The 26,509-nt window shown below is 32.8% G+C and carries 30 protein-coding genes; 3 read left to right on the top strand and 27 right to left on the bottom strand.

Annotation, left to right across the window (positions count from 1 at the left end; genetic code table 11):
• Positions 1-62: 62 nt before the first annotated feature.
• Together APRE_RS05130 and APRE_RS05135 are read right to left on the bottom strand one after the other, a co-directional pair.
• Positions 63-581, bottom strand: a complete 519-nt coding sequence (locus APRE_RS05130) for an adenine phosphoribosyltransferase (RefSeq protein WP_015777935.1) — start codon at positions 579-581, stop codon at positions 63-65.
• Positions 582-621: 40 nt separating this feature from the next.
• Positions 622-1,479 (bottom strand): LCP family protein, encoded by an 858-nt coding sequence (locus APRE_RS05135; RefSeq protein WP_015777936.1) that lies wholly within the window; start codon positions 1,477-1,479, stop codon positions 622-624.
• 88 nt (positions 1,480-1,567) lie between these two features.
• Here APRE_RS05135 and APRE_RS05140 point away from each other — a divergent pair, with 88 nt between their 5' ends.
• The 3 genes from APRE_RS05140 to scfB all read left to right on the top strand — a co-directional run bounded on the left by APRE_RS05140 (position 1,568) and on the right by scfB (position 4,590).
• Positions 1,568-2,905: an aminotransferase class I/II-fold pyridoxal phosphate-dependent enzyme gene (locus tag APRE_RS05140; RefSeq protein ID WP_015777937.1), complete on the top strand. Its 1,338-nt coding sequence runs from the start codon at positions 1,568-1,570 to the stop codon at positions 2,903-2,905.
• A 43-nt stretch (positions 2,906-2,948) separates the two neighbouring features.
• Positions 2,949-3,098 (top strand): six-cysteine ranthipeptide SCIFF, encoded by a 150-nt coding sequence (gene scfA, locus APRE_RS05145; RefSeq protein ID WP_015777938.1) that lies wholly within the window; start codon positions 2,949-2,951, stop codon positions 3,096-3,098.
• Positions 3,099-3,207: 109 nt separating this feature from the next.
• Complete coding sequence (gene scfB / locus APRE_RS05150; protein WP_015777939.1) at positions 3,208-4,590, top strand: thioether cross-link-forming SCIFF peptide maturase; 1,383 nt, start codon at positions 3,208-3,210, stop codon at positions 4,588-4,590.
• A gap of 26 nt (positions 4,591-4,616) precedes the next feature.
• On the opposite strand, the gene APRE_RS05155 is transcribed toward scfB, so the two are convergent.
• The 25 genes from APRE_RS05155 to APRE_RS05275 all read right to left on the bottom strand — a co-directional run bounded on the left by APRE_RS05155 (position 4,617) and on the right by APRE_RS05275 (position 26,506).
• Positions 4,617-5,255 carry a V-type ATP synthase subunit D gene (locus APRE_RS05155; RefSeq protein WP_015777940.1) on the bottom strand — a complete coding sequence of 213 codons (639 nt, stop codon included), beginning with the start codon at positions 5,253-5,255 and terminating at the stop codon, positions 4,617-4,619.
• A 1-nt stretch (position 5,256) separates the two neighbouring features.
• Positions 5,257-6,621: a V-type ATP synthase subunit B gene (locus tag APRE_RS05160; protein WP_015777941.1), complete on the bottom strand. Its 1,365-nt coding sequence runs from the start codon at positions 6,619-6,621 to the stop codon at positions 5,257-5,259.
• Positions 6,622-8,370: a V-type ATP synthase subunit A gene (locus tag APRE_RS05165; protein WP_015777942.1), complete on the bottom strand. Its 1,749-nt coding sequence runs from the start codon at positions 8,368-8,370 to the stop codon at positions 6,622-6,624. It abuts the gene before it with no gap.
• The gene (locus APRE_RS05170; protein WP_015777943.1) at positions 8,354-8,959 is read right to left on the bottom strand and encodes a V-type ATP synthase subunit E; all 606 of its coding nucleotides are present in this window, start codon (positions 8,957-8,959) and stop codon (positions 8,354-8,356) included. Before APRE_RS05170 ends, APRE_RS05165 begins: the two co-directional genes overlap by 17 nt.
• Positions 8,960-8,970: 11 nt before the next feature.
• A complete protein-coding gene (locus APRE_RS05175) occupies positions 8,971-9,210 on the bottom strand; it encodes a V-type ATP synthase subunit F (protein WP_015777944.1) in 240 nt (79 codons plus the stop codon).
• A gap of 1 nt (position 9,211) precedes the next feature.
• Positions 9,212-9,640, bottom strand: coding sequence for an ATP synthase subunit C (locus APRE_RS05180; RefSeq protein ID WP_015777945.1), 429 nt, complete (start codon positions 9,638-9,640; stop codon positions 9,212-9,214).
• A 9-nt stretch (positions 9,641-9,649) separates the two neighbouring features.
• Positions 9,650-11,026 carry a V-type ATP synthase subunit I gene (locus APRE_RS05185; RefSeq protein WP_015777946.1) on the bottom strand — a complete coding sequence of 459 codons (1,377 nt, stop codon included), beginning with the start codon at positions 11,024-11,026 and terminating at the stop codon, positions 9,650-9,652.
• Positions 11,027-11,911, bottom strand: coding sequence for a V-type ATP synthase subunit I domain-containing protein (locus APRE_RS05190; RefSeq protein WP_015777947.1), 885 nt, complete (start codon positions 11,909-11,911; stop codon positions 11,027-11,029).
• Between the two features lie 2 nt (positions 11,912-11,913).
• A complete protein-coding gene (locus APRE_RS05195) occupies positions 11,914-12,918 on the bottom strand; it encodes a V0D/AC39 family V-type ATPase subunit (protein WP_245941916.1) in 1,005 nt (334 codons plus the stop codon).
• A 141-nt stretch (positions 12,919-13,059) separates the two neighbouring features.
• Positions 13,060-14,409 carry a tRNA (N6-isopentenyl adenosine(37)-C2)-methylthiotransferase MiaB gene (miaB, locus tag APRE_RS05200; RefSeq protein WP_015777949.1) on the bottom strand — a complete coding sequence of 450 codons (1,350 nt, stop codon included), beginning with the start codon at positions 14,407-14,409 and terminating at the stop codon, positions 13,060-13,062.
• Between the two features lie 59 nt (positions 14,410-14,468).
• Positions 14,469-16,529, bottom strand: a complete 2,061-nt coding sequence (locus tag APRE_RS05205) for a bifunctional 4-hydroxy-3-methylbut-2-enyl diphosphate reductase/30S ribosomal protein S1 (RefSeq protein WP_015777950.1) — start codon at positions 16,527-16,529, stop codon at positions 14,469-14,471.
• Positions 16,520-17,122, bottom strand: coding sequence for a lysophospholipid acyltransferase family protein (locus APRE_RS05210; protein WP_015777951.1), 603 nt, complete (start codon positions 17,120-17,122; stop codon positions 16,520-16,522). The genes APRE_RS05205 and APRE_RS05210 overlap by 10 nt, the downstream gene beginning before the upstream one ends.
• A complete protein-coding gene (gene cmk / locus APRE_RS05215; protein WP_015777952.1) occupies positions 17,112-17,762 on the bottom strand; it encodes a (d)CMP kinase in 651 nt (216 codons plus the stop codon). The genes APRE_RS05210 and cmk overlap by 11 nt, the downstream gene beginning before the upstream one ends.
• Complete coding sequence (locus APRE_RS05220; RefSeq protein WP_015777953.1) at positions 17,759-18,970, bottom strand: BaiN/RdsA family NAD(P)/FAD-dependent oxidoreductase; 1,212 nt, start codon at positions 18,968-18,970, stop codon at positions 17,759-17,761. The genes cmk and APRE_RS05220 overlap by 4 nt, the downstream gene beginning before the upstream one ends.
• A gap of 34 nt (positions 18,971-19,004) precedes the next feature.
• Entirely contained in the window at positions 19,005-19,706 is a 702-nt protein-coding gene (locus tag APRE_RS05225; protein WP_015777954.1) for a pseudouridine synthase, read from the bottom strand.
• Positions 19,696-20,226, bottom strand: coding sequence for an SMC-Scp complex subunit ScpB (gene scpB / locus APRE_RS05230; protein WP_015777955.1), 531 nt, complete (start codon positions 20,224-20,226; stop codon positions 19,696-19,698). Before scpB ends, APRE_RS05225 begins: the two co-directional genes overlap by 11 nt.
• Before the next feature lies 1 nt (position 20,227).
• Positions 20,228-20,926 carry a segregation and condensation protein A gene (locus APRE_RS05235; RefSeq protein ID WP_015777956.1) on the bottom strand — a complete coding sequence of 233 codons (699 nt, stop codon included), beginning with the start codon at positions 20,924-20,926 and terminating at the stop codon, positions 20,228-20,230.
• Entirely contained in the window at positions 20,913-21,464 is a 552-nt protein-coding gene (locus tag APRE_RS05240; protein ID WP_015777957.1) for an NUDIX hydrolase, read from the bottom strand. The genes APRE_RS05235 and APRE_RS05240 overlap by 14 nt, the downstream gene beginning before the upstream one ends.
• Complete coding sequence (recN, locus tag APRE_RS05245) at positions 21,457-23,145, bottom strand: DNA repair protein RecN (RefSeq protein ID WP_015777958.1); 1,689 nt, start codon at positions 23,143-23,145, stop codon at positions 21,457-21,459. The genes APRE_RS05240 and recN overlap by 8 nt, the downstream gene beginning before the upstream one ends.
• The gene (locus tag APRE_RS05250; protein WP_015777959.1) at positions 23,145-23,597 is read right to left on the bottom strand and encodes an arginine repressor; all 453 of its coding nucleotides are present in this window, start codon (positions 23,595-23,597) and stop codon (positions 23,145-23,147) included. Before APRE_RS05250 ends, recN begins: the two co-directional genes overlap by 1 nt.
• Positions 23,598-23,605: 8 nt before the next feature.
• On the bottom strand, positions 23,606-24,442 hold the full coding sequence (locus APRE_RS05255) for a polyprenyl synthetase family protein (protein WP_015777960.1): 837 nt from the start codon (positions 24,440-24,442) through the stop codon (positions 23,606-23,608).
• Positions 24,435-24,623: an exodeoxyribonuclease VII small subunit gene (gene xseB / locus APRE_RS05260; RefSeq protein ID WP_015777961.1), complete on the bottom strand. Its 189-nt coding sequence runs from the start codon at positions 24,621-24,623 to the stop codon at positions 24,435-24,437. Before xseB ends, APRE_RS05255 begins: the two co-directional genes overlap by 8 nt.
• On the bottom strand, positions 24,616-25,800 hold the full coding sequence (xseA, locus tag APRE_RS05265) for an exodeoxyribonuclease VII large subunit (protein WP_015777962.1): 1,185 nt from the start codon (positions 25,798-25,800) through the stop codon (positions 24,616-24,618). Before xseA ends, xseB begins: the two co-directional genes overlap by 8 nt.
• Positions 25,797-26,180 carry a transcription antitermination factor NusB gene (nusB, locus tag APRE_RS05270; RefSeq protein WP_015777963.1) on the bottom strand — a complete coding sequence of 128 codons (384 nt, stop codon included), beginning with the start codon at positions 26,178-26,180 and terminating at the stop codon, positions 25,797-25,799. The genes xseA and nusB overlap by 4 nt, the downstream gene beginning before the upstream one ends.
• Positions 26,180-26,506, bottom strand: coding sequence for an Asp23/Gls24 family envelope stress response protein (locus APRE_RS05275; protein ID WP_015777964.1), 327 nt, complete (start codon positions 26,504-26,506; stop codon positions 26,180-26,182). The genes nusB and APRE_RS05275 overlap by 1 nt, the downstream gene beginning before the upstream one ends.
• Positions 26,507-26,509: the final 3 nt, after the last annotated feature.

A 26,509-nucleotide genomic window follows, 5' to 3' on the forward strand; every position in this document is an offset into this window, starting at 1 on the left:
AGATTCTTTTTTCAAGATATATTTACAAAAAAAGAATTCCCTTGTTAGGGAACTCCTTTGATCTAGTGATTGTATTTTATTAATGATATTACATCGTAGTCCTTTAGGTAATCTCTTCCCTTAAGGTCAGTAAGTTCTATTAAAAACTCGAAGCAAGCTACCTTGCCTCCTACTGCTTCAACAAGCTTAGCTGCAGCTTTTGCAGATCCACCAGTTGCTATCAAGTCATCTAAGATGACAACTCTTTCTCCTTCTTCCAAGGCATCTTTATGCATTTCTAATTCATTTGATCCATATTCTAATTCATAAGAAACTTTTTCTATTTCTCCAGGTAGCTTACCTGGTTTTCTAATTGGGATGAATCCCTTGGAAAGCCTATCAGCAAGAGGAGCTCCAAATATCAATCCTCTTGATTCAATTCCTGCTATATAGTCAAAATCGTAGTCCTTTAGCTTTTCTTCTAGTTGATCTATAGTCTCCCTAAAGGCATCTTTATCCCTTAGCAAGGTTGTAATATCTTTAAAGGAAATTCCTTCTGTTGGGTAGTCTTCTATCACTCTAATTTTTGATTTTAAATCCATTTAGTCCTCCACTCATAAAATCTCTATATTATATAATACCCTAATAAGCAAAGTTATATAGATAATCGCTCCTTATTTCTTCAATCGATTCGTCATAAATTTCAAAGTAGCTTACATCATCCTCATAGGTCACGGAACCTTCTAGCCTAACCATATTTATATCTGACTTATCAATAGATCTAAAGGCTAGGGCAAGCTGGGAAAGCTTAGAGAATTTGATATTCGTCTTAATCTTATCTTTCATAGCCATGTAAGCTATAGGAAGCTTAGGTAGGTTCTTTGCCTTAGTCATCTCGTTTATGAATTGCATCATAAAGTCTTGTTGAGTTGAAATTCTACCAAGATCTGCATTTTCATATCCCTTTCTAAACCTAACATAATTCAAGGCCTCTTCTCCAGTGAAATGATGGGTACCAGGGCTTATATCCATAGCACTTGCTACATAATCATCGACTTCTATGTCTATGCCTCCTATGGCATCTATTCCCTCAACTACCGCCTCAAAAGGAATAACGCAATAGTAGGTTAGATTAATTCCCAAGAAGTCCCTTATTGTCTGCATTGTCAAATCAATACCCCCGTAAGAGTGGGCCGCATTTATTTTATCCATATATCCATTAATTTCTACCTTGCTATCTCTAGGGATTGAAATTAAATCGATAGACTTATCATCTACATTAGCCTTAACAAGCATCAAAGTATCGGTCCTTGTTCCTGTATCTTCGCCAGTACTATCTACTCCAGCAAGAAGAAATAGAAATTCATCTCCATTTCCAGATATCCTATCATCAGAATCATTTTTAACAAAATTAATAACCAGTATTATAGAGCTGAACAAAACTACAAACATCAAAAATATAAGTATAGACTTAAGAATTCTTTTAAAACTTTTTTCCATATTTATCTCCTAATTAGATTATATGCCTTTTTAGCTAAATTAAAATGGTCCTTTTATAAATAAATAGTAAGGTGTGGAAGAGGTAATTATGTTAAATGAAAAATTAGACTTATATTTAAAAGAAGGATACTATCCTTTTCATATGCCAGGCTCTAAGAGAAGCAAAATACTAAGATCAGACCTTTCTTATAGGAGAGATTTAACTGAAATCTATGGCTTCGATAATTTAAATGATCCAGAAGATATTTTTATCCAAATGGAAGAAAGATTAGCCCAAATTTATAGGGTAAACAAAGCTATAATTTCTACAAACGGATCAACTTCTGGAATTCTTTCAACAATTAGGGCCTTGTGTAGGGATAATAAGAATATATTGATACAAAGATCTTCCCACAAGTCAGTATACAATGCTTGTGAATTAAATTCACTTAATGTTTCCTATACAAATATAGTAACTGACGAGCAATTAGCTATAAAGGATATAGATTATGAAAATCTAGAAGAGAAATTAAAGGAGAAAAATTATCAGGCTCTAGTCCTAACTTCCCCTTCCTATGAAGGCTACCTCCTTGATCTTAAGAGAATATACAAACTCTGCAGAGAAAATAATACTAAGCTTATCCTTGATATGGCTCACGGGAGTCACCTTCCACTGACGAATCTCTATGATAATTCTTTTGACCTTGCAATTACATCTTTTCATAAAAACTTATCTGCCCTAACTCCTTCTGCTGCAGTCCTAATCAATGATATGGAGTACTTTGATGAAATCAAAAGAAATATGGCAATATTTCAGACATCTTCTCCTTCATATGTAATTTTACAATCTATTGATGAAATGATAGAAAAGTTTGAAAGTTTTGATGAGCTTTATAAAAAATTAGAAAATAATTTAGACGATTTATACAAGTTGAAATTAGATAATATAAAGCTAATAGAAGATTCAAGAAAAGATAAGACTAAACTTCTTATATCTACTAAGAATACAAATATAAATGGAAGTGATTTAGAAAAACTTCTTAGAGAAGATAGAATCGAAATAGAAATGTCCTATCCAGACTACGTTCTTTTAATTTCTACAATATTTGATACTGAGGACGGATTTAATAGAATAAAGAAATCCCTAAGAAGGATTGATGGATTGTTAGGTGCGAAAAGAAAATCCTATAGTTTAGAACTACCAATCCCTCAAAAGAAATTAGAAATATATGAAGCTATAAATTGTAAGAAAAAATATGTAAAGGTAGAAAATTCTCTGGGAAAGATTGCAGGAGAATTTGTTTACGCCTATCCCCCAGGAAGTCCTATAATAGCTCCCGGGGAAATAATTGATGCAGAAATTCTAGCTACTATTAACTACATGTTAGACGATAATATCCATTTAAACATTAAAGGTGAATATATTTCCGTCATAATTGACAAATAAACAAAAAACTGTTATTATATTGTTAGAAAAGGAGAATATACATATGAAAAGAATTGTAACTTTAAATACTAGAAATCTCCACAAGAGCAAAAAACATGGTGGTTGTGGCGAATGTCAAACATCTTGCCAATCAGCATGCAAAACAAGCTGTGGTGTAGCTAATCAAGAATGTGTTAGCCAAAAAAATAAATAATTGTTTTTAGCTTATCTAGGATATTCTTAGATAAGTTTTTTATTGTAGGAATTTTGTTAGATTATTCTCAATTCCTAGTAAAATACTATAGTAAATATAAGGAGTAATAATGATTCACCAATACAAGGCCAAGGGCTTTAATATTGTTTTAGATATATACAGTGGTTCTGTCCACGCAGTAGATGATGTGACCTATGATATTATCGAAAAATACGAGTCTAAAGATAAAGAAGATATTAGAAAAAAAATAATTGAAAAATATGAAATAAGTAATGATCAATTCGAAGAGGCTTATGCTGAGGTTAAGGAATTAGAAGACGAAGGGCTTCTCTTTACTGACGACATATACGAAGATCTTTCAATTGATATAACAAATAGACCGACTACAATCAAGGCCCTCTGCCTAAACGTCGCTCACACCTGCAATCTATCATGTGAGTATTGTTTTGCAAAGGGAGGAAAGTATTCCGGTCCAGATGCTATTATGACAATAGATGTGGCCAAAAAAGCTATTGACTTTCTTTTGGCAAATTCCGGTAGCCACTACAACTTAGACATAGACTTCTTTGGAGGAGAACCTCTCCTAAACTTCGCCCTAGTAAAAGAAACTGTTGATTATGCAAGAAGTAAAGAAGAGGAATTTAATAAGCATTTTAATTTCACTCTTACTACAAACGGTCTTCTCCTAGACGATGAAGTCATAGACTATTTGAATGAAAATATGAAAAATGTCGTCCTATCTCTCGATGGAAGGAAAGAAAAGCACGACCAATTTAGAAAGACTCTAAACGGTAAAGGTTCATATGACGCCATAGTTCCTAAATTCCAAAACTTTGTAAAAAAACGTGGCGATAAGGAATACTACATGAGAGGAACTTTCACAGCAAATAATCTTGATTTTACAGAAGACTTGAAGACATATCTTGACCTAGGCTTTACTAGGACCTCCCTTGAACCAGTTGTAGGAAAATCTGATGAGCCTTATGCCCTAAAGGAAGAACACCTAGATAAAATCTATGATGAATACGAAAAACTTGCTGATATGTTAATGGAAAAAATTGATAAGAATGAAGATTTCATCTTCTATCATTACATGATTGATTTAGAAAATGGACCTTGTGTCCACAAGAGAATCTCTGGTTGTGGGTCAGGAACTGAATATATGGCTGTTACTCCAACAGGAGAGCTATACCCTTGCCATCAATTCGTAGGAAATCCTGATTTTATTATCGGAAATATAAGTGATGGAATCCAAAACAAGGACTTAGTAAATCAATTTAAAACTTGTAACTGTTATTCCAAAAATGAATGTAGGTCTTGTTGGGCAAATATGTATTGCTCTGGCGGTTGTGCTGCTAACTCCTACAATGCTACAGGTGATATAAATAATATCCATGAATATTCTTGTAAACTTTTTAGAAAAAGAATAGAGATGGCAATAGCGGTTAAGATATATGAATATATGAAAGAATCTGAAAAAGAATTCGCATAGAAAAATAGCGCCGATTAATACCGGTGCTATTTTTTAGATTCTTCTTTTTTAATTTTATTTTCTTTGACAATCTTGGTCTTGGAGAATTCTTCTCTTTCTTTCTCCTCTATACTTTGAGATATGGTCTTAATCATTTCCTTGTATTTTGGAATTTGAACCTTATCCAAACTATTTACTTTCTTGCTCGTCTTTTTAATTTCTCTATCCAAAGAATTAATTGTAGTATCAAGCTCAGCAAGCTTAAATATCTTGGATCTTAATTGATTAAAAGAAAGTATAGCCTCATCAAAACCAGCATTAGTTTCATAAAATGAATAGGATAAGTTAAGCTTTACATCTTCAAAGTGAATTTCAGATATTTCTGTCTGCATGAATTTATCAACTTTTAAGCTAATACTATTATCTATTGGCACAGTCTTTGATATGGAATCAAGATCCGACTCACCAATGCTTACCAAAACTTTTTTGAAATCATGGCTAACCTTTTTGATCGTCTCATTTACCTTTTCATTTAAATCATTACGTTCTTTTATCTTGGAATCATAAGCTCCAATCAAGGCCTTTCTCTTCTTATCGAGTATGTCGTATCCACCCTCTAAGAGATTTAGTTCTTCTTTTGCCTTGATTAGATTGGCCTTTGTAGCTGCAACATTATTCGTTTGCATACTATTCACCTATAAACTTATCTAGATTCTCTTTAGAAACTCTATGAAGCTCATTTCTTGGAAGGATTTTAAGAATTTCCCAACCTAAATCTAGAGATTCATCGAGTTCTCTATTCTCGTCCTTATCTTGGGCTAAGAATCTTCTTTCAAATTCATCTCCGAAACGTAAATATTTCTTATCAACATCGGACAAATCATCTTCACCAACAATTTGAGAAATATTTCTAACATCTTGGACTTTAGAATATGATTCATAAAGTTGGTTCATTAGGTCTTCATGGTCAGCCCTTGTATAACCTTCACCTATACCGTCCTTCATAAGTCTTGATAAGGAAGGAAGTACATTTATTGGAGGATAGATTCCCTTATTAGAAAGAGACCTGTCAATTACAATTTGTCCCTCTGTTATATAGCCTGTAAGGTCGGCAACAGGGTGGGTTATATCATCATTAGGCATGGTAAGTATTGGAATAAGAGTTACAGATCCCTTAACTCCCCTAATCATTCCTGCCCTTTCGTATAAAGAAGCAAGGTCTGAGTAAAGATATCCAGGATAGCCCTTCCTTGAAGGAACCTCTCCCCTTATAGATGAAACTTCACGTAGGGCTTCTGAATAAGATGTCATATCCGTAACTATTACTAGTACGTGATAGCCCCTCTTGTAGGCTAGATATTCAGCTGCTGTTAGGGCACATTTTGGAGCAACAAGTCTTTCCATTATTGGAGAATCCGCAAGGTTTTGATACATTACAACCTTATCACGAACACCTGCCTTGTTAAAGGCATCCTCGAAGAACATGGCTTCGTCTTTCTTAATCCCCATAGCAGCAAAAACAAAGCAGAAGTTCTCATCTGTCTTAAGCTTAGCTTGTCTTACAATTTGAGCTGCAATCTCGTTGTGTAAAAGACCAGATCCAGAAAATATCGGTAGCTTTTGTCCACGGATAAGGGTTGTTAGAGTATCAATAGAAGATATTCCTGTCTGGATGAAGTCTCTTGGGTACTCACGTGCTACAGGATTTAGGGGAAGTCCCTCTACTGAATATTTATCATCAGAGTAGATATCTCCTCCATTATCAATTGGCTCTCCTATTCCGTTAAAGCTCCTACCAAGTATTGATTCATCGAGAGGAATCTCTAAAGGCTTTTCATGAAAGCTTACTACTATATCATTTAAGGAAAACTCTTCTGTATTACCAAAAACTTCAATAGTTACAGTGTCATCATCAATTTTAACAACTTGACCTACAAAGTCCATCCCCAAAGCGTGAACAGAAACTACTGCCTTGTAGGCTACATCTGTAACTTTTTCTATCTCAATCATAGATGATTCAATTTTTCTAATCTTAGTATATTCTTTTCTCATCTATAAACCTTCCTTCACACTTACAAAATGATTGTTTATCTTTGAATTAAGATCAATAAACTTGTCTAACTCATCATTTTTTATATTATATTTCATTTGAGTAATCTCGTTAATTAGATTTGAATCATATATAGCCTTATGGCTAAGACCACCACTAATAGCTGCTTTACTCTTTTGATAATAATTATAAATAATGTCGAGCATCTTGACTTGTTTTTCAAGTGGTACATATTTATCAATATCATTGTAAGCATTTTGTTGTAAGAAGCCATTTCTTATAAGACCAGAAACATCTAATATGTTCTTTTGACTATTAGAAAGTGCATCTTCACCAACTAGCATCATGATAGATCTAACTTCGTCTTCTTCAAGAAGGACATTCATCAATTCATTTCTTATAGCAATTATGTCCTTACCCAGTCTTTCCTCATAGTAGGCTCTGATTTTTTCAATATAATTAGAATAAGAAGAAAGCCAGTTTATAGCTGGATAGTGTCTTGAATAAGCAAGCTTTCTATCAAGTCCTAAAAATACATTTACACATCTTCTAGTATTTTCTGTTACAGGCTCTGAGAAGTCTCCTCCTGAAGGAGATACGGCCCCGATAAGAGTAACAGAACCTTCGCTTCCGTTTAAGTTTTTGAAATATCCCGCTCTTTCATAAAATTGTGAAAGTCTTGATCCAAGATATGCAGGATAGCCTTCCTCGGCTGGGATTTCTTCAAGTCTTCCTGATATTTCACGTAAGGCCTCTGCCCATCTTGATGATGAGTCTGCCATAAGAGCTACATCATAACCCATGTCTCTAAAGTATTCAGCCATAGTAATACCAGTATAGATAGATGCTTCCCTAGCTGCTACCGGCATGTTTGAAGTGTTAGCAATCAAGATAGTCCTTTCCATAAGTCCCTTACCTGTGTTTGGATCTATAAGATCAGGGAACTCCTCAAGAACCTGGGTCATCTCGTTTCCACGCTCTCCACATCCAATATAAATTATTATATCTACGTCAGAATATTGGGCAAGCTGGTGTTGAAGCATGGTCTTTCCTGTACCGAATCCACCAGGAATTGCAACAGTACCTCCCTTAGCAAGAGGGAAGAAAACATCAAGGACCCTTTGACCTGTCTCAAATAGCTTCTCTATTGGCATATTAGCCATAACTGGTCTTTGATTTCTAACTGGCCAATATTGGTATAGTTTTTCCTCAACCACATTTTTTTCTGTCTTAATCTTTACTACAGTATCCTCAAGGGTGTACAAACCATCTTCTGCTACTTCAACAACTTCACCACTAACTTGAGTCATAAGTCTATGCTCGATAGTTTCAGTTTCTTTTATGGTAGCGTAGATGTCGCCTCTTTTAATCTTATCTCCAACCTTAACAGTAAGTTTGACATCCCATTTTTTCTCAGTATCTAGATTTTCAAATCCTATTCCTGAAGGAATAAAGGATCCATTTTTATCCATTATATTTTTTAAGGGTCTTTGGATACCATCAAACATGTTTCCAAGCATACCTGGGCCCAGTCTTACTGAAAGAGGTCTACCAGTTGGAATTATATCTTCATTTACTTTAAGTCCTGATGTATCTTCATAAACCTGAATTGTCGCAAGATCACCCTCAAGTGATATTACTTCACCTATAAGCTTTAGCTTACCAACTGAAACCATCTCACGAACAGTCAAGATTTTCGCATCTGTCGCAATTACAACAGGACCATTTATTGTTTTAATTTTTGGATTCATTAAAACTCTCACTTTCAAGAAGTTGATTTAGTTTTTTACCAACTTCATATTTCTTCTCTTTAAGCCTATTCAAATAAGTATAATTATATCTAAAATCTCTATCAAGATTTGAAATTATAAAACCACCAATATACTCATCATCGAGTACTTCTACATTAGGAAAGTCTATAAGCTTCTTGTCCTTTTCTAATACACTTATTATTACTTCTTTCTTAGATAAGCCAAGGTCTTCTAGAGCTTTATCTATACTTGAAGTTAGCTTGTCTTTATAGTCTTTAGTATTAGTAAAATCTCTAAGATTTTCTTTAATTCGTTTTGTCAAATCTTCCAATAGAGATTGTCTATAAAGAAATATATCATTTTTAGATTCAAATTCTTTCTTAGAAACATTCTCATTCTTTCTAGTCTCAGCAAATATTTGTCTATCCTTGACACTCTCTTCCAAGTGCTTTTCTAGCTCCGCCTTTTTATCTGAAACTAATTTTGAATTATCCTCTGTTGACTGATATAATTCTTTTTCACTTTTTTCTTTTTCTTCATCCCATACCATCTTTCTAAAGGATGAAATCTTTGCTTCTAGATCTAGCATTTTTCCTCCAATCAACCATCAATAACTACGATTAAAGGCTCACTTTTATTTTCTCTATAATAATCAACATCCTTGGATATATTATTATAAATTGTTCTACTTAAGATAAGAACAGCTAGATTATCATCACTTACAGAAGTCTTAAATTTACTAAGACTTTCTTCGATTCTATCTACCTGCTCTATTTCTATACCCCCAAGCCTAAACATAAGGTTTAAGCTTGGATCGTTACTTATTAATTTTGCCTTCATTTTATGCGTATAGGATTAGGATTGATATAATTACACCGAAGATAGCAATACCTTCTGCAAGACCTACGAAGATGATTGTTCTACCAAGGATAGATTGATCTTCTGAAATAGCACCAAGTGCTGCTGAACCTACAGTACCTACTGCATAACCAGTACCAATTGTTGCAAGACCTGTTGAGAGTGCTGCACCAATGTATTTTAGACCATCACTTGCTGCTGCACTTGTGCCAGCTTCTGCTGCTTTTGAGCTTGATGGGAAAAGAAGAACTATCATCATTACCATAATTGGTACAAATGTTGAAAGATTAAGCTTTAATGCTTTTCTAATCTTTGCCTTTGAACTATCTTCGTTTGTTTTTAATAGATATAAACCTGAATAAATTGTCATTACGACAACTGCTAATGCTAATAAAGCAATTTTAAAAATCATATTAACTCCTTATTTTTCTGTAATTGGTCTAAACTTACGACCATTTCCTTCATAGTACTTACTAAACATTTCGTAAAATTCTAGTCTTAGTCCTTGGATGAATACAATCATTCCTTCAAGACCTATTATCAGAACATTACCTAATATCAAAATTATTATTCCAATTATTCCACCACCTGCAAGTTTTGCCATGACTTCAAAGGCCATATACAAACCTACGTGGTTGATTGCGAAAGCTCCAACTCTTGTAAAAGACACTAAGTTAGAGAATACCGATAGTAGGGCCTCTACTATTGAGAATGAACTTTCTACATAATAGTCACCCTTGGAACTGTCATATAGCGGATATTCTCCCTCAATCCTTCTTGCTAGTGGCTGTTTAAATATTATCATAACTATTGATAACACAAGAATTATTATAGCTACCAGCATAGGTATTGGGCTTTTTCCTACTATATTAAGGATGATTAGTATAAAAGAAATCATCATCATAAGACCTGCTAGGCCTTCTTTTCCAAATATTCCTTCCTCTATATTATCTTGTTTTTTGACTTTGTTGAAGATTCCTATGATATAAGATATGACCATCAATACTACACCGAACGCTACAGATGCTATTAGTACAGTCATAATATTATCAAAAGGCTTGATCAACAATGTAGGTATCAGAGTCTCTATACCAAAGAATGAACCATACATCAATCCAAATATAGAAGAACTTATTCCTATTCTTCTTACCAGGCCGCCAAAGGTCTTGTTTATCTTGTCTACATAGAAGCTTAATAAAACAAATACTAATCCTTGTCCTAAATCACCGAACATCATTCCATACAACAATAAATATGTTATAGCGAAAAATGGTGTCGGGTCAATTTCGTTATAGTTTGGAGCACCGTACATGTTCACCAAAAACTCAAAAGGACGAAAGAGAATATTGTTTTTTAGTTTGGTCGGCGGTTTCGAGGAATAACTCCTATTGTTTATATTTACCTTAGTTTTGTCGTATTTTTCTTCAAGATTTTTGAAGTCATCGACTTTTGATTTAGGAACCCAGCCACTAAGGTAGAAGTACTTGTCCCCTTTTGCCATCTTATCTTTTATTTCGCTACTTTTTTCATAGTATTCGATAGTATGAGGAATATCTTCAATCAAATCCTCATTTTTATTCTTGATAGCTTCGATTTTCTCTTCTAGTTCTTTTATTTCTTTGTCAGTTTCTTCTAATTTCCTATCGATAGTTTCTAGATCATCAGACTCTGGAGTCTTTTTATCTATAAAACCCATAGTATTGACAGCTCTTTTAATATCTTCTTTGACCTGTTTAGGATAAACTAACAAATAATTTTCTTTGCTGTCAATATTTTTATTTTTCTTCTTAATTGCCAATTATTTGTTCCCTTCTTCTAAAATAGATGAGCTAATATCAGAAACTATATCTTCGCTATAATTCTCATAAATTCTGTCAAGCTTATCTTTCATTTGCTTATACTCATCTTCTATCTCTTTTTTCCTTAATTCACCCTCTGAAAGGATATTTGAGTAAACTTCATCAGATTTATCCTTAGTTAAGGATGAATATTTTTTATCAAGCTGAGCTATTACATCAAAGGTATTAGCTTTCTCATTAGAAACTATATTATCTGTATCAGTTCTCAATTTACTTGTTTCCTTATCAAGTGCTATAAGTTCATCAAGATATCCCAAAGAAATATCATCAAGGCTACCATCCAAGTGGAGAATCAATGAAGGCAAGTTGTCATAGTTATTCTTTAGAATATATCTACCATCCTTGCTTACTTCACCAAACCTATGATCAAAGTAGTTGAGATTTTTAATCTTTCTAATATCTATTCCATACCTATTAAGGACTTCTAAGTTATCCTTATACTCTTCGAGAATATTTTTTTCTTCGATTAATTTATTTTTCCTATCAATTAATGCCTTCAAGTCGTTGTATAAACTGTCAATATCGCTTTCAGAAATATGCTTTGGATTTTCACTAGCTGAAGAGTCTATTTTAAATAAATCTTTTAATAAGTTCAACTTATCAATAATAGACTTATCTGACCTTTCAAAGCTCGATATAGTTGATATATCTTCAGTCAATTCAACATTTTCTTTACTAGCCTTAATTGAGAAAGCTCTTGATGCTACTTGATTAAAGGCATCAACTGGTTCAATATCGCCTAATTCAATAATATCTTCTAGAAAATCATCGAGATTATTTAATCTAGAAGTAATATTGACAAGGTGCATTTTTTCTACTGCCATAATTACCTCACAATCACTAGTTCATATCTTTCAGAAAGAGTAAAGCTCTCATCAACCTCAAGCATACTAACTAAATTTTCGATATTGGTGTGGATAATGCTCATAGCAGATATTACATATAGAATAGATGATCTCTCTTTGATTATTTCATCTCTTGAAAGTTTCATCTTTCTCCTGCTGATTTTAATATGTGAATCCCACGCATTATCGAAAATACTTTTATACTTAGTACCATCAAGGTATTCATAGAAATCATCCATGGATAAGTTAGAAATCATCTTAAGCCTATCAGCGTTATAGCCCTTACCACCCTCAATCAAATAATTAAATATTTCATTATTGTTTAAATTGAAGAATTTCTTGAGTCTATAAAGCATTTCTAGGTTAGACAAGTTAATCAACTCACCCACAAAATTTTCTATAAGGACCCTCTCTTTTGCTTTAAACTTCTTAGCTAATTTGAGAAGATTTCTAAAATAAAATTTCATCAAAGCATTACTTGATAAAAAAATCAATGATTCATTGTCCATGTTTTCATTTATAAAGGGCAAGAGAGTTCTGTAATACTTACTATCTCTAAGCCCTTCAATAAATTCTTCTAAGGTCATGCCTACATCAATTTTTAAATCTTTGGAAAACGGATTTTGCTTTAAATTTAAAATATTTTTCTCCAAAGTATTGTTGAGTATACATTGTATTACTTCTTGAATAAGGTATATCTCATAAATACTGAAATATTCCTTAAAGAAGTCACTTTCAATACCTTCTAGAAAAAAATCTAAACTTTTTAATTCATCATAGAAATTCCTAAATAACTTTAATTCGACTTCCTTTTTGCCAGTCTCATTATTTAGAAAATCATAGTGCTCTTTAAGCAATCCTATTTTTCTTTCCAAATTGCTCTCATGAATTAATTTATTATAGAGATCGTCACTGGGTAGCTTTCCCATTTTTGCTTTCGCTTTAACAGTCACATCTCTCATAACAACCTCTTTCTTTTGATACATATTAATTTTATCACTTGAACTCGACATTTAAAAGCATAAAGAATAATCTCTATAAAGTATTGATAAATACAAGTTTTCGGAAATCTTTTTCAAATAAAGACAAAGCTTATATCAAATCGATTAAACTTTGTCTAATTTTGTCTATTCTACAAGCTCTCCTGAAATTGTAAACGATGTATTGTCTGTAATTTTAACCTTTACAATTTCTCCAATTAATTTTTTGCTAGCCTTAACGTGGACTAACTTAAAGGTGTCAGTTCTACCAGTAAGGATATCAGGATTGTTTTTACTTTCTGATTCTAAAAGGACTTCTACGGTTTTTCCTATATATTCTTTATTCTTCTCGTTAAATATTGGATAAATCGTATCTAATAGTCTATCAAACCTATCCTGAACTATTTCATCGTCTATTGGAGTTAGTTTTGCTGCCCTAGTTTTTGGTCTAGGTGAATACTTAAAGGTGAAGGCTGAATCAAATTCTATTTCTCTACATACCTTTAGAGTCTCCTTAAAATCCTCTTCAGTTTCAGTTGGGTAACCTACAATAATATCTGTAGAGATCGCAATCCCTGGAATTTCTTCCCTTAACTTCTTCGCTCTTTCTATATATTTTTCCTGATCATACTTTCTATTCATGTCCTTTAGGACCTTACTTGAGCCTGATTGTAAAGGTAAGTGGAAGTAATTACATATGTTATCATTATTTTTTATGACTTCTATTAACTCATCTGATAAATCTTTGGGATGGCTTGTAGTAAATCTCAATCTCTTAAGACCTTCAATCTGACTAATTTTTTCCAAAAGTTCTGGGAAGGTCATATCAAAATCAGCCTTATTGCCGTAGGAGTTTACATTTTGTCCTAACAGAGTTATCTCCTTGTATCCTTCCTCAACAAGATGCTCTACTTCAGCAAGAATTGCAGAAGGCCTTCTTGACTCTTCCCTTCCCCTTGATTCAGGAACTATACAATAAGAGCAGAAATTGTCGCAACCTGTCATAATATTTACAAAGGCTTGGAAGTCATTTAAGGTATTATAATTTACATAATCATCCTTTACATCATCTGTAGAAATATCTATGACTCTCTCATTTGTTTCTAGATATCTAAATATAAGGTCTACTAGGGAGTTGATGTTTTTTGTACCAAAGATAATATCTACTTCCTTATGGTCTTTGATAATTACTTCTCTTGCGGTTGATGTTTGCATCATACAACCTGATACGGCGATAATTTTTTCGGGATGTTCTTTCTTTAGTTTCTTAAGGGAAGAGACTTGACCGTAAAGCTTCAGCTCAGCATTTTCTCTTACTAGACATGTGTTAAATAAAATAAAATCCGCACTTGACCTATCTTCTGTCTTTGTATATCCTAAATCTTCAAGTATATAAGATATTCTTTCAGAATCGTGCTCATTCATTTGACAACCAAAGGTTGTTATATTGTATGTTTTGCCCTTAAAATAATCTTTGTATTTTTCTTTAACTTTCATATTACTCCATTCATGAAAAAAGGAGATGATTTAATCATCTCCTCTTAGTCTTCTAAGATTTATTCGTCTTCGCCTTCTAGTAATCCTTCACTACCTTGTTCAGATAATGCTTGTTCTAGTAGGTTACCTAAATTGTTATTTAGATCGTCATCACCAAATGAAGCAGAATTATCTCTTTCTGGTCTTCTTCTTGGTCTATCATTGTTTCTTGGAGCTCTCTTAGCTCTTCTTTCTGGTCTTTCTGGAGCTTCCTTAAGAGCTTTAATGCTTAGGCCAACTTTTTCTTCATCTGTATCGATGCTTATGATCTTAACTTCGATTTCATCACCAACGTTAAGCTCATCAGATGGCTTTTCAACATGTTCCCATGAAATTTCTGAAACGTGAACTAGTCCTTCAACTCCGTCTGCTACTTCAACGAAAGCACCAAAGTCAAGTAGGTTAACAACCTTACCAGTTACAACATCACCAACTTCGTGTTGGTTAACGAATGCTTCAAATGGTTTTTCTAGAAGTTGTTTACGTCCAAGAGAAATTCTGTTCTTTTCTTGATTTAATTTTAGAATTTTAACTTCGATTTCATCACCAACGTTTAGTACATCAGATGGGTGTTCAACTCTGCTCCAAGCGATGTCTGATACGTGTAGGAGTCCATCAAGACCATTTACTTCAACGAAAGCACCGAAGTCTGTAAGCCTTGCAACTTTTCCAGTTACTACTTGTCCTTCTTCAAGTTCTTCCCATAGTCCGTCAAGTTCATCTTCAACTACTTCTTTTCTAGAAAGAACTAGTCTATTTTTTCTTTCATCGATGCTGATGATTTTTAGATCCCACTCTTCTCCAACGAATTTCTTGAAGTTTTTAACAAAGTATGTTGCGATTTGGCTTGCTGGAACAAATCCATTTATTCCTTCAACATTAACAGTAAGACCACCCTTGTTGAATCCACTTACTACTCCGTGAACTAACTCATCATTTTCAGCCTTTTCTGCTAGGTCTTTCCATACCTTCATACCTTCAACTCTTCTTGTAGAAAGTGAAACATTGCCTTCACCGTCATCTAATTTGATAACGAATACGTCAATCTCATCACCTACGTTAAAACTGTTTTTTGGATCTTTTGCTTCTTCTTCTGTCATTTCGTCTAGTTTGATAATTCCGTCAGCTCTAAATTGAATGTCAACGAATACTTCATCATCCTTAACATCAATAACTGTACCCTTTACGATTTCCTTTGGGTAAATCTTCTTTAAACTATCCTCTAGACTGTTCATAAATTCTTCTTTTGTGAATTCATCCATACTACTTACTACCTCCTCGATAATCTCATCAGGTGTAGAGGCACCTGCGATTATACCAACTTTTTTAAATTTAGAGAGCTTTTGCAAAGGTAGATCTTTAACAGTTTCAATCCTAAAAACATTTTTACAATACAGATTAGCTACTTGATATAGCTTATTTGTATTAGAACTATTAAAACCACCAGCTACAATCATGCAATCAACTTCCTTAGCTAAGGATTTGGCTGCTTCTTGCCTATTTTCAGTTGCTTTACATATTGTGTTTTCTATTACTACACTATCATTATTTTCTTTTAACTTGTTAGCAATATCATAAAAATAATCAAGCCTATTTGTAGTTTGACTAACAACATAAAGCTTGTTATTACATTTTATATTTTTTGCTTCAGTCTCATCTGAAACTATTATACCATTGTTTAGGAAAGATTCCATAGCAATTATTTCGGGATGCGTTTTATCTCCAACAATAACCACCTGGTATCCATCATTTTCTTTTTCTATAATCTTTTTGTATATATTGTTTAGTACTGGACAAGTAGCATCCACTACTTCGTTACCGTTTGCTAAAAGTCTTTCTTTAAAGTCGGCACTTTCTCCGTGCGCCCTTATAAGAACTGTAGAATCTTTTATCTTTAGAGCTTCTTTTTTATCAACAACTTCTAGTCCTTCATTTTCTAATTTCTCGACTAATTGCGGATTATGTATCAAAGGTCCTACACAGTAGCGCTCGCCTTCATTCTTTATAGCTTCTTCGGCAAGCTCCACAGACCTTCTTACACCACCGCAAAATCCTGAATAATTTGCAATAATTATTTCCATTGATTCTCACTTTCCACAATTGTGTGATGCTCATAGATTTTATCATAAACCCTATCTGTCATCTTCTTCATAGCTTCTTTGTTCTTTAGAGAAGCGAATTCACTAACAGCTATAGGTTTTTTTATCAAAATTTCACTTTTCCTAAATGGTTTGTAAGTAGAAATTATCTCTACTGGCATAATATCTGCCTTAGCTTTTAAGGCGACAAATGCCACACCATCTTTAACATTTTCTCTCTTAACTTCCTTAACCCTAGTTCCTTCAGGAAAAATTCCGAGAATCTTTCCTTCATTGACCAAAGCTACTGAAGCCCTCAAAGCTTTTAAGTCACGCCCAAATCTATCTACTGGAAAGGCTCCAAGAGCTTTTAGAAATCCACCTACAAAAGGCTTATCAAAAAGTTCTTTTTTCGCCATAAAATAGATTCTTTGAGGTAAACTTATTGCTAAAAATATCGGATCCAACAAAGACTTATGGTTGGCGCATACGATAACTTTATCAGTTTCTTCGATATTTTCAAGACCCTTAACCTTTATTCTAAAAATAGGAAAGCATATGATTTTTAAAAGCACTACTAAAAAATTATATAACATCTTCACCATCCATCATATTTAATATTGCTTCTATCGTCTCTTCTATATTTAAGTCAGAGTTATCAATCAAATGAGCGTCTTCTGCCTTTCTCAAGGGAGAAGTTTCTCTACTTGAATCATATTCGTCTCTTGCTATGATAGATTTTTCTAATTCATCTAGACTTAAGCTAGATTCGTTTTGTTCAAATCTTCTCATAGCCCTTACCCTTGGACTGGCTGTTAGGAAAAACTTGTACTTAGCATTAGGAAAAACTACCGTACCTATATCCCTACCATCTAGAATAAAACTAGTATTTTGAGCAATTTGTCTTTGCATATCTACAAGTTTTCTTCTAACATCTTCATTAGCAGAAACCCAGGATACGTTTTTAGTCACTATATCACTTCTTATTTCCTTACTAACGTCATCACCGTTAAGGAAAATAGCTCCCTCATTAAAATCAATTTGAATATTTTCTAAATTTTTAATAATTTTATCTAAGTCTATTTCTTTTATTTCATTATCTAAGAAATATTTGGTAACTGCTCTATACATAGAACCGGTGTTTAGGTATTCAATCCCTAACCTATCAGATAATTTCTGGGCAATGGTCGATTTGCCAGAGCCACTTGGTCCATCAAGTGCGATTATATATGTCATATCTTCTCCTTTATATCAAGACTTGCTGCATAGGCTGTAGTGAAGGCAATCTGTAAATTAAAACCTCCTGTTAGAGCGTCAATATCCAGGACTTCTCCTATAAAATATAAATCCTTAACTAGTTTTGATTCCATAGTTTTAGGATTAATTTCTTTTAGATCAACTCCTCCACTAGTTATTACAGCATTGTCGAAATTTTCTTTTTGACTCATTTTTAAATCAAAAGCTTTTATTGAGTCCAATATACTCTTTCTATCTTCTCTACTTACTTCACTTACTTTCATGTCTTTATTAATTTTTAATCTATCTAATAAGATTGATACTAGCTGATCATTTAATAGTAAATTTAAAACATTTGACAAATTCTTTCTACTATTATCTTCAAAGATGGATATTAATTTTTTATCAAGCATCTCATAAGTATATTCAGGAAGAAAATCTATTGATAAAATTTTCAAATGATCCCTTGCCGCCAGAGCTTGAATTTTAATGGCAGCTGGCCCTGTAATGAAGTTTGGGGTAAGCATTATATCCCCTCTTATCTCATAAGTTTTTTCCATCGTTTTTAGACAAAGTTTCTTATCAGATAGACTTAAGGCCTTTACATTTATCCTATCCTCTAGATAAAGGGGCATAAGAGAGGCTTTTGTATTTATTATCTTATGGCCAAAGCTTCTAGCAAAAGTGTATCCATCTCCTGTTGAGCCTGTTTTGAGATAAGTTCGGCCGCCTGTTGCAATAATTAGGCTATCAAACTCATATTTTCCCCTAGATGTTTCTAGCAAAAAACAATCTGATTTTTCTATGTTTTCAACCTCAGTCTTTGGGATAAATCTAATTCCTTTTTCTCTAATCAAACGTTCAAACAGACAAATAATTTCACTAGATCTCGAAGATTTAGGAAATACCTTACCGTCTTCTTCTATTACTGTTTCGATACCTTCCTTATTCAAAAAATCAATCATGGAAAAGTTGTCAAATCTAGAAAATGCAGAGTATAAGAAATTCTTATTCCTTATGATATTTTCCAAAAATTCATCGTAATACTTGGCGTTTGTTACATTACATCTTCCATTTCCTGTAATTTTAAGCTTCTCACCTATTTGATTGTTTTTGTCTAATAAGTAGACTTGGTTATTTTCATTTTTTATATTTATAGCTGCAAAGACTCCCGCAGGGCCTGCACCTATTATCCCTATCTTTCTCATATATAAATTTTACCATAAAAAAAGAGATAGACCCCTATCCCCTAGTTTTTCTTACAAAATCCATCTCAGCCTGATCAAAGTTTCTTTTCTCGTAAGGCTTCATACCATCAAGCTTAATAGGCCCTATGCTGATTCTTTTAAGCATCTTAACCTCGCTTGAAAAGTAGGCGAACATCCTTCTAATCTGCCTGTTATATCCTTGATGAATCGTAACTTTGTAAGTTTTACTTGTCTTATCAATGAGTTCTATCCTAGAATCAGAAGTCATTTCAGAATCTCCTATGTCAATCCCTGACTCGAATTGTTGACATTCTTCCTTATTTAATAATCGGCTCACCCTTACTATGTAAGTCTTATCAAGCTTCTTACTAGGATGAATTATTTGATTAGTAAAGATCCCATCATTTGTAATAATTAATAGACCCTCACTATCTTTATCAAGTCTTCCCGCAGCGAAAAATCTCTGATCTAATTTTACTAAATCATTTAGGTCACGGTCATTGTAGGGGTCGAAGTTACTCGTAATATAGCCTCTTGGTTTATAGAGTTTGATATAGATTTTTTCTTCGATTTCCAGAACCTTTCCGTCAATTTCAACTACATCAGAGTCTTTTATATCAAGGCCTAGCTCATGGGTTGTTTCGCCATTAACCTTAACTTTCCCTTTTTTTACAAGATCATCGGCTTTTCTCCTTGAAGTGTATCCACTACTGGCTATATATTTATTAATCCTCATAGCTATCTCCCTCTAAGTCGATTTCTGGCAATTCTTCTAGGCTTTTTATGTTAAAGTATTTTAGAAATTCTGTTGTAGTGATATATATAATAGGTTTGCCAATCTTATCAAGCCTTCCATTTTCTGCAATAAGTCCCCTAGCTATCAAAGAATCTATGGTCGATTGAGAGTTCACTCCCCTTATTTTATCAATTTCAGCTCTGGTAATGGGCTGTTTGTAAGCAATAATTGATAGGGTCTCTAAAGTTGAAGTTGAAAGCTTTTTTTCAGATTTTTTGATTACCTTTTCAAAATACTTGTCATGGCAACTTCTCGAGGTGAATTGAAAAGACTTATCGAATTGTCTAATTATAAGGCCGGACTTTTTTGAATTTCTTTCCTCTATCAACTCTTCAAGGGCAACCTTAATATCCTTCTTAGCAAAGTCGAAAATTATAGCAGAAAGATCTTCCAAATCAATAGGCTCTGCCCAAATATATAAAATTTCTTCAATTAGTCCTTTAAGATATTCCTTATCCATATTACCTCTTTATAACTAAAAAAGAATTTAGACCCTTGGCCTCTAAGCTTATTTCCTTTAGTTTGACTAGTTCTAGAAGGGCTAGGAATGTAGCTATACACTCAGCTTTGTTTTTAATCCTGTCCGTTAGAGAAGATAGATCCAATTTTTTCGTGAAATTCAATGTCTTTTTGATCTTTTCGACATAAGCATTTACATCTTCCTGCTTAATGCTTTTGACTATGGATTTTTCTGATTTTTTCTCCAAATTAGCCATTAATTTTCTAAACTCTTGAGTCAGAATATTGATATCCTTATCGATCTTTACTTCTTCATATCTTTCAAATTGACTGAGGTCTTCTTGATATTTGCTGTAGATTTTTCTAGCCTCATCTTCCATAAGCTTGAAATCATCTTCAACAGATTTTATTTTCTTGTAATATATTAGATAAGAAAGAAATTCCTCTTCTAGGTCATCATCCCTATCTTTAGGCATTAATTTATTGGCCTTAATAGTCAAAAGAATAGACGCTATATAAATAAACTCAGACAAATTTTCTATATCATCATTTAGTTTATTAATTTCTTCTAGGTAAGAATTCGTAATCTCTTCAAGTTCTATATCGTAAATATCTATTTTCTTTTTCTCAATTAGTTTTAGAAGTAAATCAAAAGGGCCCGTGAAGGCCTCTAGTTCTATATTTAATCTAGTCTCGCTCATTTATAATTTTCTTCGCATATAAAACAGCTATAATGCTTTTTGCATCTGTAAGCTCTCCATTTTCTATCATATTATACAAATCATCGATAGAGTAGGAAAAGGCCATGACATTTTCATCTTCATCTTGTTCTAGCTCAGATTTTACCAAATCATTTGCTATAAAAAATGATAATTTATCATTTGTAAATCCTGGTGATGCGTACATGTCGAATAGGTAAGAGATATTTTCAGGAAAATATCCAATTTCTTCTTGAAGCTCTCTTTTAGCTGTCTCAATTGGAAGCTCATTACTTTCCACTAGACCTGCAGGAATTTCTAGTGTCACTTTATCTATAGCTTTTCTGTATTGTTTTACCATCCACAACTTACCTTCATCATCGAAAGCTATGATTCCTACACCCTTTTGATGGTCAACAATTTCTCTTTTAGAATACTTTTTATTTTCAAGCTCAACTGTATCCACTCTGAGTTTTAGAATCTTTCCATCATATATAGTATCAGATTTTATAGATTTTTCATAAAATTTATCTTCACTCATTTCTTAAATCCTCCGCCATTTGTAACATCTCTTCTGCAGATTTTTTGCTGGTAGCCGTTATATCTACACCACTTATCATCCTAGCAATCTCTAAGCTACGATCACCATTAGATAGTTTCTCTGTTCTGCTTATAGTAAAATCTTCGATATCTTCTTTCTTGATAAGAATATGGTTATTAGCAAGAGAGGCAATTTGAGGCAAATGGCTAATTGCTATAATTTGTCTCTTTTTTGATAAATCTAGGATTTTCTCGCCTACAACTTGAGCAGTTCTACCACTGATTCCTGTATCTATCTCATCAAATATCAAGGTATCCACTGTGTCGGCATCAGAGAATACTTCCTTGAAGGCAAGCATAATTCTAGATAATTCTCCACCAGAAGCAGTTTTTGATAGAGGCTTTAAGCTATCTCCCTTATTCGTACTTATTAGAAAATCTATATCGTCAAATCCATTTGATCCAAGACTTTCCTTTCTTTCAATATCTATCTTAAATTTACCATTTTTTATATCTAATTCTTTTATAGCTTTGTTTATCTCTGCTTCAAGGATTTTACTTTTATTCTTACGGATTTCACTTAATTGTAAGGAATAATCTGACAAGTCCTTATTTATTTTAGACCTATCTCTGTCAATGGTAGTTCTCAATCCCTCAATCTCGTTAAGTTCTTTTATTCTTTCTTTAATATTATCATAGTAGCCTTTAATGTCTTCAATAGTAGATCCATACTTTCTCTTTAGACTAAAGAGGGTCTGATTGATCATATCCAATTCATACATTCTCTCTGGATCTTGCTCTAGAGAAGATTCATATGAATCTATATCTTGATAAGCATCATTTATTAGTTCTGATATATTGATAAGGCTCTTATAGATATCTTCAATCTTCTCGTCAACTGAAGTATAAGAAGAAATCTCAGAAATACACTCGTTTATTAAGCTTGTCATAGATACTTGACCAAATTCGCTCGAATCGATATATTCTTTAATCTTATTGGAAGAGTTCATGATAGATGAAATATTGTTGAGCTTTTGATACTCTCTATCTAGACTTTCCTCATCCAGATTAAATATATCGACTTCTTCAATTTCATTTATCTGATAGTTGATCAAATCTCTTTCTCTAGTAATTTCTTCTTCAGATAAATCTAGCTTATTAAACTTATCTAATAATTCTAATCGCTGTTTATATAGTTTACTTAAGTTATCCCTAATATCTTTGCTTTCAGCATCATTAGTAAAATTATCAATCAAATCAATATAATTTGCGCTGTTCATAAAAGAATTACTATCGCCCTGCTTGTAGATATCCATTAAGATATGAGAAATATCCTTTAAACTATTGAGATTTGTAATCCTCCCATTCACCCTTATACTAGATGATTTTTTGCTAATAGTTCTTGTTATTATTAGCTTATTATCATCAAAAGATACATCCATATCGCAAAGTATTGCTTTAATCTCAGAGTTAACTTCAAAAACTCCCTCGATTATTGTCTTATCAGCAAATCTTCCAATGCTATCCTTATCCGCCCTTGCTCCCAAGCAAAGATTGATTGCTTGAAGTATCAGGCTCTTACCAGATCCTGTCTCACCTGTTAGTACATTGAAACCTTCTTCAAAATATATATGGTTTCTTTTTATTATTACAAAATTGTCTATAAATAGCTCTAAAAGCATTATTTTATAAGACTCCTCAAGTCTTCTATTAATAATTCAATCTTTTCTTCAGAGGTTGGAGTTATAAAAATTGTATCAATTCCAGTAACAATCCCACCAACATTCTCAAGCTTTTCATTTGTTATATAGGCACCGCATACAGTCGCACAATATGAAATTGTCTTAATAACTATAAGGCCAGAAGTTTTCTCAATAGATAATACAGATTCTTTGAAAATCTTTTCCATTCTTTCTGTAAGTGTATCATAGACTGTATCTACAACTGTATACTTGTACTCATAATCATCAGTTTGAACTTTAGATATCCTAAGTTCCTTGATGTCTCTGGATATAGTCGCTTGTGTGGCATCGACCCCGTGATCTTTTAACATCTCTGACAATTGACTTTGGGTCTTCACGTCATTATTTTGTATTATATCTAAAATTAATCTTTGTCTTGTGTATTTTTTCATAATCGCCTCTAATATTTTCTATTTGTTAGAAATTCGATTAGAAATAAAAGAAAATCATTATTTTCTAAATCTTCAATTTCTTTTTTACATTTACCATTAATTTCAGCTAGAAATTTTTTACTAGAATCGAGATCCTTTAAATTTAATATATTAATCTCATCTTTGAAGTCTTCTTCTAATAAATCGTCCTGAATCTGAAATCCCAAGCCTAAATAATATGAATATCTTTCAAGCTTAGCTATAATTTCCTCATCATAACCATTGACAATACCTGCTGCTACTATAGCCCCCTTGAAGAAATCTCCAGTTTTCTTATCATATACTTCGACTAAGAAGTCTTCAGCATAAGATTTTCTTCTCCTAAGGTCTAAGATTTGTCCAGTAATCATCCCATCCTTGCCAACTTTTTTCATTAAATAAGAAGCTGCCTTTAGATAAGAAGGATCCTCTAACGAAACATCCATCATAAGCATACTTGCTTCACTTAGGAGAGCATCTCCAGTAAGTATTGCCAAATCCTCGCCATAATGTTTGTGAACACTTTCCTTTCCACGTCTATAATCATCATCATCCATGGCTGGCAAATCATCATGAACAAGGGAATAGGCTTGAATCATCTCTATTGCTAAAGCAAATAGTAAATCGTTTTTACTGATTTCATTTGTATGTAATCTTCTATTTTCTAAGAACAAGCTTGCACGAATTCTCTTACCAGAATCAGCTGCATAAAGCATGGCTTCATTAATTTTAGAATCTTCAGAGAAATACTTTTTCATTTCCTCGTCAATTATTCTCTTATTATAGGCTAGTCTATTTTCATATTTTTCGTAAATCGTATTATTCATCACTTGTTATCGTCTCTACCTTTGCTTTATACTCGTTAAGTCTTTCTTCTAGTTTCTTATATATATCACTAGCTTTTTCATAAATCTTAATACTCTCATCGAGATTGTCTTTGTTATTTTCCAACTTTTCTAAGAGCTCTTCTATTTTTTCGAAATTTTCTTCTATTGACTTATCAATCAACTACTTCCACCTTTACTTTTCCATCGCTAAATTCTATAAAAGCAATATCAGATTTTTTAAGAGAATGTTTAGAGAATACTATATTACCCATATTATCTTTGATATGAATATTATTTTTGCCAATTTCTATTATATCATTGAACCTCTTTAACTCTGATGAAATAAGCCTTAGTCTTTGCTCATTATATGACAAGTTTGACTTTAATTTTATATCTAAATCTTTTTTTAGATAAGTAAGACTATTTATTTTTTTATCAATCTCCCTTAAAGGGCTTTGTCTCTCCAGTTTTTTTCTCGTCTTAAGAAGTTTATATTCATAATCCCTAATCCTAGATAGGGTTATTTCACCCATTTTATCAATAGTATTTTTCATTTCTTTAGAGATATTAGAATAATTTTTAATCACATACGATCCTGCTTCTGTTGGAGTCTGTAGACTCAAATCCGCTACTAAATCCAGAAGAGTTTGATCGATTTTGTGTCCTATAGCTGAGATTATAGGAGTTTTGGCTAGAAAGCTAGCCTCTATTACTAATCTATCGTTAAAGGATGAGAGATCTTCACTAGATCCTCCACCTCTAGTAATAACAATTAAATCAAGATTTCTACCATCTAGTGTTTCAATTGCCTTTTTAACCATAAGCGGAGAAGACTCGCCTTGCACCTTTACAGGACATAGGTATATGTGCATATCATTTGGCTTTTGATTAATAACAGATAGAAAATCTACAATAGCCGCACTTTCGTTAGAAGTAATTAGCCCAATTTTTTGGGGAAATTTAGGTATTTCTTTTTTCTTTTCTAAATCAAAATAACCTTTTTTCCTAAAATCTTCCTTCATTTGAAGAAATTCTATATATTTCTGAGAAAGGCCTTTTTCCTTGATTTCGTTTACTGAAATGACAATCCTCGAGGAGTAGTTGTTAAAGATTACAGTTCCTTTAACTAGCACATCCTTGCCTATTTCCACAGAAAAATCTATATCCTTATCCTCATAATAATAAATTACACAATCTATAATATCCCTATCTTCTTTTAGAGAAAAATATAAATGGGAATTATTGATCCTAACGTTCGATAATTGCCCATTTATATAAAGATTTTGGAATATAGGATCGTGTTTTATATTGGATTTGAAATATTCGTTAAACTGCTTAACACTAAGTGCTTTTCTCATTTTCCATCTTTTCTAACGATTGACCCTAAGATAGAATTTACTAGCTTATAATCATCTTCATCTGAGTACTTCTTAGCTAGATTTACTGCTTCGTTGATTGAAACTGATACTGGTATATCCATAAAATACATCTCGTTAATGCTTAGGTATAAAATCGATCTTAGTACCTTGGATAGTCTCTTGCGTTTGCTGTCAAGATTAGAAGTAAGCTTTTCATCAATGCTAGAGAAATTATTTAGAAAAGATGATATAGACTTTCTTACAAAATCTTCATCGGTAAGGTCTAATTCTTCAAGAGCCTTATCTATATCTTCAATTTTACTAATACTGTCTTGGTAGATGAGTTTAAAAACCCACTCTCTTTGTTCAACCCTATTCATTATATTTCTAAATTACCGACATTGACATCGACTCTAGTTACAGAAATACCTGTCATATTCTCAACTATATTTTTAACATTTTCTTGTATTTTCTTAACTGTCTTTCTCACATTAATATTTCTATCAAAGTTAACATCTAGAGTGAAATGTAGGTTTTCCCCGTGTTTTTTTACTTTGCTTTTAGAATTTCTCTTGTGGAGTCTAAAAGACTTATCTTGATTGTCCTCACAGTATACACCATAGACATCACTTGCTGCTGCAACTGCTATTTGATCAAGGATTTCGTCTGCTATTTTGACTGATCCGTTTATGAAACTTCCTGACATTAT

Source organism: Anaerococcus prevotii DSM 20548 (assembly GCF_000024105.1).
GTDB classification, from domain to species: Bacteria; Bacillota; Clostridia; order Tissierellales; family Peptoniphilaceae; genus Anaerococcus; species Anaerococcus prevotii.

What these genes read in the sequence shown, in the direction of transcription:
- APRE_RS05195 (WP_245941916.1), bottom strand. Translation starts at nt 12,918, where the DNA reads ATGTATCAAAAGAAAGAGGTTGTTATGAGAGATGTGACTGTTAAAGCG.
- APRE_RS05255 (WP_015777960.1), bottom strand. Translation starts at nt 24,442, where the DNA reads ATGAATAATACGATTTACGAAAAATATGAAAATAGACTAGCCTATAAT.
- APRE_RS05235 (WP_015777956.1), bottom strand. Translation starts at nt 20,926, where the DNA reads ATGAGCGAGACTAGATTAAATATAGAACTAGAGGCCTTCACGGGCCCT.
- APRE_RS05190 (WP_015777947.1), bottom strand. Translation starts at nt 11,911, where the DNA reads ATGGCAGTAGAAAAAATGCACCTTGTCAATATTACTTCTAGATTAAAT.
- APRE_RS05175 (WP_015777944.1), bottom strand. Translation starts at nt 9,210, where the DNA reads ATGAAGGCAAAATTAATAAGTAACGATCCAAGCTTAAACCTTATGTTT.
- APRE_RS05130 (WP_015777935.1), bottom strand. Translation starts at nt 581, where the DNA reads ATGGATTTAAAATCAAAAATTAGAGTGATAGAAGACTACCCAACAGAA.
- scfB (WP_015777939.1), top strand. Translation starts at nt 3,208, where the DNA reads ATGATTCACCAATACAAGGCCAAGGGCTTTAATATTGTTTTAGATATA.
- APRE_RS05225 (WP_015777954.1), bottom strand. Translation starts at nt 19,706, where the DNA reads ATGAGGATTAATAAATATATAGCCAGTAGTGGATACACTTCAAGGAGA.
- APRE_RS05170 (WP_015777943.1), bottom strand. Translation starts at nt 8,959, where the DNA reads ATGCTAGATCTAGAAGCAAAGATTTCATCCTTTAGAAAGATGGTATGG.
- APRE_RS05275 (WP_015777964.1), bottom strand. Translation starts at nt 26,506, where the DNA reads ATGTCAGGAAGTTTCATAAACGGATCAGTCAAAATAGCAGACGAAATC.
- APRE_RS05240 (WP_015777957.1), bottom strand. Translation starts at nt 21,464, where the DNA reads ATGAGTGAAGATAAATTTTATGAAAAATCTATAAAATCTGATACTATA.
- APRE_RS05155 (WP_015777940.1), bottom strand. Translation starts at nt 5,255, where the DNA reads ATGCAAACGAATAATGTTGCAGCTACAAAGGCCAATCTAATCAAGGCA.
- APRE_RS05250 (WP_015777959.1), bottom strand. Translation starts at nt 23,597, where the DNA reads ATGAAAAAATACACAAGACAAAGATTAATTTTAGATATAATACAAAAT.
- xseA (WP_015777962.1), bottom strand. Translation starts at nt 25,800, where the DNA reads ATGAGAAAAGCACTTAGTGTTAAGCAGTTTAACGAATATTTCAAATCC.
- APRE_RS05135 (WP_015777936.1), bottom strand. Translation starts at nt 1,479, where the DNA reads ATGGAAAAAAGTTTTAAAAGAATTCTTAAGTCTATACTTATATTTTTG.
- scfA (WP_015777938.1), top strand. Translation starts at nt 2,949, where the DNA reads ATGAAAAGAATTGTAACTTTAAATACTAGAAATCTCCACAAGAGCAAA.
- APRE_RS05160 (WP_015777941.1), bottom strand. Translation starts at nt 6,621, where the DNA reads ATGAGAAAAGAATATACTAAGATTAGAAAAATTGAATCATCTATGATT.
- miaB (WP_015777949.1), bottom strand. Translation starts at nt 14,409, where the DNA reads ATGAAAGTTAAAGAAAAATACAAAGATTATTTTAAGGGCAAAACATAC.
- scpB (WP_015777955.1), bottom strand. Translation starts at nt 20,226, where the DNA reads ATGGATAAGGAATATCTTAAAGGACTAATTGAAGAAATTTTATATATT.
- recN (WP_015777958.1), bottom strand. Translation starts at nt 23,145, where the DNA reads ATGCTTTTAGAGCTATTTATAGACAATTTTGTAATAATAAAAAGAAAC.
- APRE_RS05210 (WP_015777951.1), bottom strand. Translation starts at nt 17,122, where the DNA reads ATGTTATATAATTTTTTAGTAGTGCTTTTAAAAATCATATGCTTTCCT.
- cmk (WP_015777952.1), bottom strand. Translation starts at nt 17,762, where the DNA reads ATGACATATATAATCGCACTTGATGGACCAAGTGGCTCTGGCAAATCG.
- APRE_RS05165 (WP_015777942.1), bottom strand. Translation starts at nt 8,370, where the DNA reads ATGAATCCAAAAATTAAAACAATAAATGGTCCTGTTGTAATTGCGACA.
- APRE_RS05205 (WP_015777950.1), bottom strand. Translation starts at nt 16,529, where the DNA reads ATGGAAATAATTATTGCAAATTATTCAGGATTTTGCGGTGGTGTAAGA.
- nusB (WP_015777963.1), bottom strand. Translation starts at nt 26,180, where the DNA reads ATGAATAGGGTTGAACAAAGAGAGTGGGTTTTTAAACTCATCTACCAA.
- APRE_RS05140 (WP_015777937.1), top strand. Translation starts at nt 1,568, where the DNA reads ATGTTAAATGAAAAATTAGACTTATATTTAAAAGAAGGATACTATCCT.
- APRE_RS05220 (WP_015777953.1), bottom strand. Translation starts at nt 18,970, where the DNA reads ATGAGAAAGATAGGGATAATAGGTGCAGGCCCTGCGGGAGTCTTTGCA.
- APRE_RS05180 (WP_015777945.1), bottom strand. Translation starts at nt 9,640, where the DNA reads ATGATTTTTAAAATTGCTTTATTAGCATTAGCAGTTGTCGTAATGACA.